The following is an 11,291-nucleotide window of genomic DNA, read 5'->3' as shown; positions in this document are numbered from 1 at the left end:
GAAGGCCGCGCAACACAATAAAAAGAATATTCGTAGGTTTGTTCCTGAGTTTTCGAGACTGCTTAGTCCTAGAAGGGGGGAGAGATTTCATATAGATTCAATTAATGACGTACGTTCAGAACTAGGGAATTGGCGACTAGATTCTGGTCATGGGTTTACAGTGAGAGGCTGGGGGTTTTCCGAACGTACCGCATCCGAACAACTTGATATTGTTATTCGCTTGCAGGGAGCCCGGGCAAGCGTTGTCCCGTTCTCTCGCTCGAGGTTTCCGAGACTGGATGTCAACTTGCTTCATGGCCTGCCCGAAGATTATGAAAGCGGGCTTGAGTACCAGTTCTCTGGTAGTCGTATCGCCCCGGGTAGACACGAATTCGTTGTAGAGTTTCGTAAGGATGGAAATTTGTTGCGCTCGATGAGAATTGGGCAAATCGCCGTCGGTGTCTGATAGCAAGCGGTGGTGATAGTAGTCGATGATCCGAACCACGCAGGCCAATGGGCATACTCGTCCATCCCTGGTTGATGAGGCGGTTTTCGGTCTCCGGCCGAGAACGCTGTTGAGCGTGGCTGCGGGCTGATCCACGGCTTCTCGGAAGTGGCGCGATTGCTTCGCCGTCGATGGGGCTGCGGGACCGGCCAACCAACCGTCCCGCGCTCAACGCAGCCCGACCCGGGCATCGGACGGGGCCACGGCCGAGATCGGGCGGGTGAGCTGGGAGCCTTTCCCGCCTTGCCGTCGCCCGGCGGGTGCGCCGGGCCCTCTCGACGGTGAGGCGGCTCTGCGAGCAAACGGCTATGATCATGACCACGAACGTGCTTCTTGCTGTATGGCCGATGTGTCCGGCAACGCGAACATGAGGGGGACCCTGCTCGACCGTCTGACGCATCACTGCGCTATCTAAGAAAGGGGTGACATCAGCTGGCGGCTGAGGCCACGAGGCTGAAACGGAGGCTTCGTAAAGCTCAGCCATGTTGCTGCCTGGGTGCTGTTACGACGCCGACTGATGCTCGGAGGATGCGCGACGACAAACAGGCGCGGTCCCTTCGTGCCAGATCCGGCCGAGAGCCGGATCCAGTCTGTCTTGGAGAGATCCTTGGCGATCTCCTCAGCGGTGCCCGCAACGTCGAGGTTTTGGTCCCAGGACCAGAACCGATGCCGACCGGTGACGCCAAGCACGTAGCCGGTGTCAGCACGTCGCAGCGCCAGCTCGATCTCGCCCACCCCGTAGATGCTGTCGGCGGCCACCCATGCAAACGGCACCTCTGCCTTTATCGCCCGCTCGATCATGGCCAGCGCCAGCTGTGGCTTGGTGGAAATCAATGTCGTCCGGCACATGCTCCGCCCGCCTTCGGGCCGGGTCTCTGGTAAGCACTCGCTGATGGGCGCCTTGTGCGACTAGAGCTTGGAGCTGGATACAGGGCTTGTCACGCAGGCCTGTATTCGCCCCATGTCTGGACCTACGATCCCGTCACATGTCGTCGTGGCCGGCACGCGCCGCTCGTGGACGCGCGAGGAGACGCGGGCGATTGTCGCCGAGGCGGAGCGCACCACCGCCTCGGTTTCGTCCGTGGCCCGTCGTCATGGCCTGACCCCCTCGCTTCTCTTCCGCTGGCGGCGCGAGCTCTGGGACGAAGAGCGTGCGGCCTCTCTGCCGGTTGCGCCCGCCTTCGTGCCGCTCGCGCTGCCAGCACCGCCGGCGGCGTCGCCGTGTGAGGAGGTTCTGCAAGGCGGCGCCATCGAGGTCGAACTGGTCGGCGGTCATCGCGTCCGTGTCGAAGCCGGTGCTGACCCGGCCCTGGTGCGTGACGTCCTCGCGACGCTGCTGGGTCGATGATCCCAGTTCCCTCAGGCTCGCGCGTGTGGCTGGCCACCGGCCACACCGACATGAGGAAGGGCTTCGATGGCCTCGCCGCGCTCGTGCAGGATCACCTGCAGCGCGATCCCTTCTCAGGGCAGGTGTTCGTCTTCCGCGGCCGGCAGGGTCGGCTGATCAAGGTGCTGTGGTGGGACGGCCAGGGGCTGTGCCTGTTCTCCAAGCGCCTGGAACGCGGCCGTTTCGTCTGGCCCGCGACCGCGGGCGCCGCGGCCGCGCTCACGCCCGCCCAGCTCGCCATGCTTCTGGAGGGCATCGACCGGCGCGCGCCGGAGCGCACCGACCGTCCGCGGCTGGCGGGCTGATCGGGGCGAGAACACGGTAGCGGCGCAGTCCGTCTCAAGCTAAGCTGTTGGCGTGGCTCTCGATCCCGCCTCGCTCCCCGACGACGTCGACGCGCTCAAGCGCATGATCGTGGGCCTAACGCGCAGGCTGTCCACGCCAACACGCTGATCGAGAAGCTGCGCTCCGAGCTGGCCCGTCTGAGGCGGATGCAGTTCGGCGTCTCGTCCGAGAAGCTCAAGGCGCGCGTCGAGCAACTGGAGTTGGCCATCGAGGCGCTGGAGGTCGACGAGGCCGAGCGACTCGCCGCCGCTCCGGTCGTGGCCGAGGCCGTCGACGCCGCGAGCCAGAAGCCGGCGCGTCGACCCTTGCCCGAGCACCTGCCGCGCGAGTGCGTGCTCCACCCCGGTCCCTGTGCCTGCCCGTCCTGCGGTGGCGCATTGCGCCGGATCGGCGAGGACGTGACGGAGAGCCTCGACTATGTGCCCAGACGCTTCAAGGTCGTGCGTCACGTGCGCGAGGCGTTCTCCTGCCGAGCCTGCGAGCGGGTCGTGCAGGCGCCCGCACCCCACCATGCCATCGCTCGCGGTCGCGCCGGTCCCGGGCTGCTCGCTCACATCGCTGTGGCCAAGTTCGACGATCACCTGCCGCTCTACCGCCAGGCCGAGATCTACGCGCGGGACGGCGTCGAACTGGCGACCTCGACACTGTCGGGCTGGGTGGGGGCGACCGCAGCAGCGCTCCGCCCCCTCGTCGATCTCATCCGCACGGAGGTGATCGCCGGCTCGACCGCCCTGCACGGGGACCACACGCCGATCCCGGTGCTCGCGCCGGGCACGGGCAAGACGAGGACGGGGCGGTTATGGACCTACGTGCGTGACGAGCGACCCCATGGCGGGGCGCGTGCGCCCGCGGCGGTGTTCTTCGCCCCGCCCGATCGTCGAGGCGAGCACCCGCTTGCGCACCTGACAGCGTTCTCGGGTGTGCTGCAGGCAGACGGGTACAGCGGCTTCAACGGCCTCTACGAGAGGAGCCGTCCCGGCGGCCCGCTCGTTGAGGCGGCGTGTTGGGCGCATGCACGACGCTACTTCTTCGACGTGCACGCCAAAACCGGGTCAGCGCTCGCGCGAGAAGCGCTGGAGCGGATCGGCGCGCTCTACGCGGTGGAGCGAAGCATCAGCGGCCAGCCGCCGGATGAGCGGCGACGACACCGACAGGCGCGGTCCCGACCACTGGCAGCGGCGCTGAAGGCTTGCGCGGAGGCGATCCTGCCGCAGCTCTCCGGTCCCTCAAACCTTGCCAAGGCCTTCCGCTACCTGCTTGCACGCTGGACGGCGCTCACCCGTGTGTTCGAGGACGGCCGGATCAGGCTCGACAATAACCCGGCCGAGCGGGCGCTGCGGGGCGTGGCAGTGGGGCGCAAGAACTACCTGTTTGCGGGCTCGCAGCGAGGGGCGGAGCTAGCGGCAGCGTTCTACACGCTGATCGAGACGGCTAAGCTGAACGGGTTGGATCCCGAGGCATATCTGCGCGACGTGCTCGTCCGCATCGCCGATCATCCCCACAAGCGTCTGGCCGAGTTGCTGCCTTGGAACTGGGCGCCGCTGGCCACCACCGCCGAGGCAGCCTGACCGCCAGGGCCACTCGCCGAACGGTTACGGTCTCTGGTCCAGGCTTTGGGCAGGTACAGCCGACGGTCGATGAAGGCGTGGCCCTGATCCGAGACGTAGGCGGCAAACACCCCGATCTGGCAGTTGGTGATCTTGCCAGCCGAGCTAGTGGACGGGTGGGCCTGGGCTGACGAGCAGGCGTCCGATGATCGCGTGGCGCACGGCCCCGGCAGGCTCGGTGCGGGTGGCGGTCCCGGCAGGCAGGTCGGTCAACATTTTCCCCCGCTCCGGCCGATGATGCGTGGCCAGACGCAACTGCTGAAGGTAGGCGTAGGCCATAGACGTCATCAGCGGGTGCCGGTGCAAACCAGTCCAGGAGCGGCCCTCGAAGTGATCAAGGCCGAGCTCTTCCGTCATCTGCTGGTGCGCCTGCTCCCTGCGCGCCTTGATCCTGCCGATGAGCGCGCGGCGCGTCGTTCGGGTCGGGAGGTTGGAGAGGTAGATCTTACGATCGGCTGAGGCACGCCACTCGCCGGCCAGCCAGACCTCGGCGCTGGGCAGGCGTGTTGGTCCAGACCGTTCCATCGCCGCGTCGCCCCCGAGTGATGGCAAAGCGCGCTGACAGCGTCCCCTTCGTGCGCCGGCGCCACGTCACGCGCCGGGGCGGTGCGGCGAGAACCGCCTCGGCCTCGCGGGGCTCCTGGTCTGGCATACGCCGGCGAACCCGACGATCTGTACGTGCGCGTCGTGGACCGTCTGGTTGTTGGCGATGCCCACGGCCCATCGCAGGCCACGCGCGTCGAGGCTGCGGCCGAAGGTGGCACTGGTGCCGGAGCCCTCGTCCGCAAGCAACACGCCAAAGCGCATGCCGCTTCCAGCAGACGGTCGAGTTCGGCCGGTGCCATCTCGCCTTTCGAGCGCGGATTACGCTGACCGCGCCGGGTACGCCAGCCTCCCGGCATCGCTCCGGTTTGGTCACCCATTTCTCCGGCAGGAACAGGCGCAGGGCAGCGGGCACGGGCACGCCGACGCGTGCGAAGGTCAGTGAGATGAGCGACTGGCAGTTCGCCTTCCTGCGCAGCGCTGCGCAGCACAGGCGTGCGACACCCACGGAGAGCGTGCCCTTGTTAGCATTACAGTTGCAGGGTGAAGCTTCTATCGGAGTGTTTTCGGACGGGAGAGCGCGATGCCTGCAGCCTCCCTTGAGACGACGCTGGAGCTCTGGTCGACAACGCTTCGGCAGGCCAAGCAGCGCATTCGCCCACTCTTTGCCGCCCCAAGCGTCGCCGCCTCCACCAACGCCTTCCTGGACGGCTTGCTCGGGGGTGAGCGGCGCAAGACCGGCTGGATGCGGGCTGAAGCTGCCGGTGATCCGGGTCCCTGGCGTCAGCAGGCCATCCTCGGTCGCACGCACTGGGACGCCGCGGCGCTGCGGGACGTGGTGCGTGACTACATCCTCGAGACACTCGGCTCACGCGACGCGCTGCTGGTGATCGACGAGACCGGCTTCCTGAAGCAGGGCAAAGCCTCGTGCGGTGTGGGCCGGCAGTACACTACCCGCACTGCCACAGCCGCTTCAAGCTGACATCTGACTCTAAAGTACTGAGTTAGTGCTAGAATTTGGCAGCCTCTACCGAACGACCTTAGCAGCATGAAGGGCAATACTGAGTTGAAATCGGCGGATTTTCTTACGGCGGGTCAAATCGTGCGAGAGAGTAAAGTAAAGGATATAACTCACTCTCACCAACAGCAATACGACGACCTACTTGCCCAATCATTGTTATATCTTCTCGCCTCGACCCAGCAACCTCCGCTAATCCAATAAGGCCGATGATTACAAGCTTCCGAGCCGCGGGCCGCTCGCTCAGCGCTTCCGAATTCTCTAAGCAGCTAAGAACAGGTCGCGCGATGAGGCCCCTTCGATGTAGAACGCTGAGTAACTTGTCAAAATGCGCCCCAAGAAAAAGAGCCCAGGAATGGTCAAAATACCAGTCCTCAATACCCATCATGGCATCGATCGCATCTTCGACAAGATTTTCAACTTGAAACATAATTGAAGAAGATTTGAGAGCCTCGCAAAACGCTGCAACATTGTTCTGGCGAAGATCAAGCAGCAGGCATTCTAACCGTTTAGCGGCCGATATATCGGGCGCTTGGGTAAGTTTTGCTTGATAGATAGAAATAGCGAGTGCAGATAGCGTCGAGACGATTGGAAGGCGGAGCAAAGCGTTTTCAATGCGTGGCGCAGCCCGAAGTGGGTCGCCAGCGTTCACCAGTGACAACGCACTAATTAAGGATAGCAACCCGTCGGTAAAATGAAAAGCGACCTCGAAGTCTTGTTTGGTCAAAACGATCTGACGGACACGCGCTATGGAGTAACCACCCAGCAGCACAGGAATATCAGGAAGAACCTCTAGCACAGCAACAACTTCTTCAGGCACTAGCGGCAGCCGCGCCCTGATGGAAGATACACAACTTAGAGTCGGATCCAGTTTCTTTTCATTGACGTATCGATAAAGCACCGCAAAATGACCGAGGAGGCTTTCTGCAAGCGCAGGGTATTTTGCTAAAAGGTCGTCAATTGCTCCTTCGGTCGCATCCTTATTGACGCCGTGAGTTATTTGCCGTCCCCACACGGACAACAGGCCGACAAGTCGATCTGTCGGCGTGCGCGGTTCTAGAGTGTTCGACGTGATAGCGTCGACATATTCGATTAAGCTTCCGCCGAAATTCTCCACGTTGTGTCGATCGACAGCCAAGCGAAAGCGGTGCCCTTGCCGCCCTTCCACAGACGCCGGCAAGTTGTTGCGCGAAAGTATTGTAGTTAGAAAACAATATCTCAGGAAACGCGAAGCTTGGAGCCGACGAGAAGGCCGCCAATCGCTCAGATGTTCAGCCAATTCGCTATAATTGGCGATGAGACGTTTGCGCTTTATCTTGCATGCCTCAATAATATATTTCATATCCAGACAAGAAAAATCATCTTCAAGCTGAAAAGAGAATTCAGAAAACTCGTCTAATATGTCAGGTACAATTGATTCGTTAAAGTACAATGGCAAGGTTCCATTATACAAGGCGTCGAACATTCTGTTCGAAATTGAAGCCTCGAAACGGGTCGACGTCGGCGTCAGCGAAGACCTGCGCAGCAAATTGAAATACTGCTCATGACCTAAGCTGCGGCGAATAATCGCTATGTTCAAGTCTTTACCAGATCGAAGCACATTCGACAATCTCGCATGTTTGTCATAGTAGGCCCAGTGGAATGGGTCGCCTGCAAACGCTACATCAATAGGCCGATCTAATGATGACGCCGCATATCTTAGACTTGCCGCTTCTTCAGCGCTAGCTGAATACCCAATAAAGTATGGCTCAAATCCGATATATGTATAAAGTGGTGTATTAGTTAGCTTCGACAGTATATCGTGCTCGCCGCCTGTGAAACAGATAAGGGCGTCATATTCATTAGCGAAAGATGTTATTTGTCCAAGATTAATATCAGCATCTTGCGTCCACCCAACGCAAGGCACCCCCCATGATTTGATGGAAGCTGGGTTGACACTATGTAAGCCAAGATTGAGAGCAATGGTTCGCGAGCAGTCAATATCAGTAAGCGTTAGTGGCTGCCCGTTTGATAAGAGAGGCTCCCGCTTCGGGCCGAGGCGAACAACATGCAGGTGACCATCCAGCCCTGCGAGAGTGTCATTGACCCAGTTCAGATCCAGAGACGGATTGACTAAAAGTACTGTTCGGGTACCATTAATCAAATGGGAAAGTTCTGATGCTGCGGTGCCCCATGACGACGTGGACAAGTTAACGTGATTGAGGTCAGCGACAGCATCTGCATCCCTGCCCAGTAACCATTCGGCTGCCGCGAGAAAGAATTGAGCACGAGGCGTGCGGTCAGAGATGGAACGAAGTAACCTAACTCCTTTACTCGGGTTTCCAAGCATTGCTGTTGAGATCGCGTATTCTTCAGAAGCGGCTTTATTTCGGACCCCAACGGCGTAGTTGCCGACAGCAGCGCCAACATCAGCGTGGGCTGGCAAGTTTTGTTCTTTGATCTCTCCCGCGAGCATCAATTTTTTCTCCTAAAATACATCTTTGGCTTCAAATGCTATCTGATGAATTGATTAAGCGCCGCGCGAAAGTGACAGCATCTTTTATAGCGCTAATCGTGTTCAACGGACGCATCTCCAAGGCGATCCAACCAGAATAGCTTAGTTCACGTATCGTCTGTATAAACATGAGGTCAGCCTGGTCGGGGGGGGCGACAAGTGGCGCAAGGCCTGGTCGAGAGAGATGTGCGTGCGCGATTAAACCGCCCGCATAGCTAGCAATCGGCGCAACGTTGTCTTCTGCGAGTGCTATGCATCCGGAGTCTAAGTGCAGTCTGAGGTTAGAGTGATTAATTCGCCTGACAACCCGTGCACAAGACTCGGTGTCGATCAAAAAATCCCCTTGGTAGCTCGGAGGCGCCGGCTCAAGAGCCAGAACTAACCCATAATCCGCGACGGCATCTGCTAATTCGAAGAGGCGTTCGGAACCGAGGTCTTCAGCGTCTGCCAAAGATAAGTCTCCGCGTTTTCGATTTAATGGTGCACCAAAAACCGCAACACCTCCGTTGCTTAGGCGTTCCGCCAGTTTGGCCACGGCGATAGTATGAGATAGCATTTCGTCGAATGATTTGCGCTCATGCAGTAACTGAACCTGTGGCTTTCCATAATAAAGAGCTTGGTACGATGATACCACTAGGCCGGCTGAATCAAGCTCCGAACGTTCGTGATCAATAAGACTTTTATTCAGTTCAGCCCACGGCGCAATTTTTGTAAAAGCCACCTCTATTCCTGAGACCCCAGAGGCGTTAAAATATTCATAGACATCTTTATTCTCCTCACGATTCCACGCGATATTTGAGACGGATATCGGATTTTTCATATTCCATTGGCAACGAAGTTGCCAATCCCTTTTAATACCTGATCGACACTAAAATGATATTTGCCAGATCCCCCGAGTACCCGAGAAAACTTGGTCTGTACATCATATTTTACGGGCGGAACATCAGAAGAAGTCAGAGAAACTCTAGGGAAAAAATTTTTAACGACTTGCATCATGGCTACTGGTTCAGGTGAAATGTTGAAAATTGGGCCGCCTTCTAGAATTATGTGCTGTAAATCTTCATTTAATCGCCGGACGTCATACCATTGAAATTCAGAAAGAGGGTTTATTTGATCGACCATTTTTCCGTTGCAAAGATCATATATCGCATTTTTTTTAAGACCGGTCCCATAAAGTGCCGGTAGTCGGATTATGTGGTGATTTCCGAAGTGATGTTCGACCCATCTTTCTAAATAGCGACGGTTTCTCCCATAAGCTTGTGTGTTTTCTTCTGGGTAAGTATCCTCGTCGACATCCATCGCGCGAGAGTATATGTCGACGGTGGATATAAGTACGAAACGATCTGCTCTCAAATGCTGGAGGTTGCCGATAAGAGCGTCTATGGCATTTTTATCGCCCTCCGGATCCTTGTTAGCTTTCCACTTAACAGCGCTAACTCCGGAACAAACCACTTCGGCGAAATGTCTACCCCTCATTTCAGCGCTGTTCACGCTATTGTATAAAGCATCAAAACTTCCGCGTTGCAGCATATTCGCGCCAACAAACCCGGTGTATCCGATTAACGCGCGCATAGATCCACCTTTGAAATTCGATTCTATTCCAGTCCTATGGCAATAGACTTACGTTGTATCCGACTAAGCAGCGACGATGGTACGTCTATCGGCTTAGTGTCACTATCCGCTTCTATATCGCTTAATATCCGTTCTGTGGCGTGGAAGATTGTGTCAATCTTGCCGGAAAGGACTGTAAACAAGCGACCGCGCCGGCCGACGTAACACGAACGATCGTCACTGCTTCCGGATAGCTTTGTCTTGATTGAAATTTGGGGGCCAATAAACTTGTATAGATCGGGGAAGTTCCTAACGTTCTCCTGCGCCTGCTCGGTCATAACCTTCAATTTTGCCCTGATGGTTGCTGTGTCGACTCTGTCACGAGCCGTGCGGGCTTCTTCCGCCGAATAATATCGGCCGAGAGGAGTATGTGGGACACTCGACAGAGTATAAATCTTCGGTTCTTCGGTAGGATAGATCGAGTACAGTGGGCCATCCACGAACGTTATCGCCGGCAAATTCGGAGAAGCTTCGAAATAAAGCAAAACTGTGGGCTCATAAAAAACGTCGAAATCGGCACGCAGTAAATGTCCCCAGGTAGCATCAACAACATAATCGAACTTTTCACCGTTTACTTCTATATGTGTCTCTCTATCAATAAGAGTCGTCACTGGATCTGATAAGCTTAAACTCGGTCCCAGGTGATGGCTGAAGTAGTTTCTGGCTTTCTCAATCATAAGAATTCGCTCATCAACGCGAATTAGACCCTCGATTTCTTGTAAATCGAGCGGGCACCTGTCGACCGTGTGGTAAGGGATACCAGTCGCCGTCATTATCAATTTATAGGTTTCAAAATCGATCAATGATGTGTATTTCGGAACAGCGTATATGTTTTCTGAAATCTTGCGACTGAGGTCACTGTATCTTTCCAAGAACCTCGAAAAACCATCTCGCGACTGAATGCGTGTACCGGCGTGACGGGGATAGTGAAAACCTAGGTGTAGGCGAAATTGGTTATTCCCTGAAGCTTCATCCAATATCCGGTCGTTCTTCTCGAACAACTTAACCTCGAACCCTAGGCCAATCATGGAAGACGAGATATGACAGCCGTACCATCCGCCACCTATTACTGCCACTTTCATGGACATTATTTCGGCCACCGCAATTAGCGTGCAAAGAGCGCTGGCGCTCTCGTACGAAGAATCATCCAACTGACGTGTAACGCTGGGCGATCCGTCAGGGAAGCACACGTAAAGGAAAATCTTTCCTCGTTTTTGGCAATTTAGGCAACCTTAGGTGTGGTTTTGGGCTGTTCGGCCTGCCTAATTCCTCCTCTTCCAGTCCCGCCGGTGATCCTTGGTTGTCACTGAATGCTGGGCAGCGGGCTGCCTTAAATCGGCGTCATTGCCAAAGAGATTGTCCTTGGCATTGCGCCGTATGGGAGGGTTTCCGCCTGTTGCTCAGCGCGGCTGGCAGTGATCGTAGACTCCGATCGAAGAGCCTTCTCTGATGGGGGCAGTGAGGCAAGCTACTCCTAATCCTCATCGGTCCCGGATGTATCGCTCCCGCAGGTCACGCGCTTCTCTTCGCGGTCGGCGCTGAAGGCCGCCGCATGATGGGGTCAGAAGAGCAAGGTGTCTCAATCTGTCCGACAACCTTACGGCTAAGCCGCAGGTTCATGACTCTCAACGAGATCGCCTCGCCCATCGTCCCCGCGGGAACGATCTGGTTCACCCTTCGGGCGATATTGGGCCTGATCCGGCAGGCGCGCCTCCTTCATGCCGCGGTCGGTACTGGCGCTTTGCCGGAGGGAACGAAGTATCGTCCCATCACGTCGTTCGCAGGACGATCGCCAGCTTCCG

General features: G+C 57.4%; 7 protein-coding genes and 5 pseudogenes. 5 read left to right on the top strand and 7 right to left on the bottom strand.

Annotated features, from left to right (window positions below):
* A partial coding sequence (locus E1J50_RS27760; protein WP_207919150.1) for a hypothetical protein occupies positions 1-445 on the top strand: 445 nt, incomplete at its 5' end.
* Positions 446-1,024: 579 nt separating this feature from the next.
* Here E1J50_RS27760 and E1J50_RS05265 read toward each other — a convergent pair.
* A pseudogene (locus tag E1J50_RS05265) lies at positions 1,025-1,364 on the bottom strand (transposase); the annotation flags it as partial.
* Positions 1,365-1,478: 114 nt separating this feature from the next.
* On the opposite strand from E1J50_RS05265, the gene tnpA reads away from it, so the two are divergent.
* The 3 genes and pseudogenes from tnpA (at position 1,479) to tnpC (ending at position 3,784) form a co-directional block, all read left to right on the top strand.
* Positions 1,479-1,832, top strand: a complete 354-nt coding sequence (tnpA, locus tag E1J50_RS05260; protein ID WP_165937784.1) for an IS66-like element accessory protein TnpA — start codon at positions 1,479-1,481, stop codon at positions 1,830-1,832.
* A gap of 23 nt (positions 1,833-1,855) precedes the next feature.
* Entirely contained in the window at positions 1,856-2,176 is a 321-nt protein-coding gene (tnpB, locus tag E1J50_RS05255; RefSeq protein WP_425374910.1) for an IS66 family insertion sequence element accessory protein TnpB, read from the top strand.
* Positions 2,177-2,228: 52 nt separating this feature from the next.
* Positions 2,229-3,784: pseudogene (gene tnpC, locus E1J50_RS05250) on the top strand (IS66 family transposase).
* Between the two features lie 11 nt (positions 3,785-3,795).
* Here tnpC and E1J50_RS05245 read toward each other — a convergent pair.
* Together E1J50_RS05245 and E1J50_RS28305 are read right to left on the bottom strand one after the other, a co-directional pair.
* Positions 3,796-3,933: pseudogene (locus E1J50_RS05245) on the bottom strand (transposase); the annotation flags it as partial.
* A pseudogene (locus tag E1J50_RS28305) lies at positions 3,900-4,889 on the bottom strand (IS701 family transposase); the annotation flags it as partial. The pseudogenes E1J50_RS28305 and E1J50_RS05245, both read right to left, overlap by 34 nt.
* Positions 4,890-4,949: 60 nt before the next feature.
* Between E1J50_RS28305 and E1J50_RS05230 the strand changes: the two are divergent.
* Positions 4,950-5,318 (top strand): annotated as a pseudogene (locus E1J50_RS05230) (transposase); the annotation flags it as partial.
* Between the two features lie 133 nt (positions 5,319-5,451).
* Here the strand turns inward: E1J50_RS05230 and E1J50_RS05225 are convergent.
* The 4 genes from E1J50_RS05225 to E1J50_RS05210 are packed head-to-tail and all read right to left on the bottom strand — an operon-like array spanning position 5,452 to position 10,490.
* The gene (locus E1J50_RS05225) at positions 5,452-7,839 is read right to left on the bottom strand and encodes a hypothetical protein (RefSeq protein WP_132251113.1); all 2,388 of its coding nucleotides are present in this window, start codon (positions 7,837-7,839) and stop codon (positions 5,452-5,454) included.
* 31 nt (positions 7,840-7,870) lie between these two features.
* A complete protein-coding gene (locus tag E1J50_RS05220; protein WP_132251111.1) occupies positions 7,871-8,698 on the bottom strand; it encodes a sugar phosphate isomerase/epimerase family protein in 828 nt (275 codons plus the stop codon).
* Positions 8,695-9,450 (bottom strand): NAD-dependent epimerase/dehydratase family protein, encoded by a 756-nt coding sequence (locus E1J50_RS05215; protein WP_132251109.1) that lies wholly within the window; start codon positions 9,448-9,450, stop codon positions 8,695-8,697. Before E1J50_RS05215 ends, E1J50_RS05220 begins: the two co-directional genes overlap by 4 nt.
* A gap of 23 nt (positions 9,451-9,473) precedes the next feature.
* Positions 9,474-10,490, bottom strand: a complete 1,017-nt coding sequence (locus E1J50_RS05210; protein WP_132251107.1) for an FAD-dependent oxidoreductase — start codon at positions 10,488-10,490, stop codon at positions 9,474-9,476.
* Positions 10,491-11,291: the final 801 nt, after the last annotated feature.

The organism is Methylobacterium segetis (genome assembly GCF_004348265.1).
GTDB lineage: Bacteria > Pseudomonadota > Alphaproteobacteria > Rhizobiales > Beijerinckiaceae > Methylobacterium > Methylobacterium segetis.
This window is presented reverse-complemented; position numbering and strand designations above follow the sequence as displayed.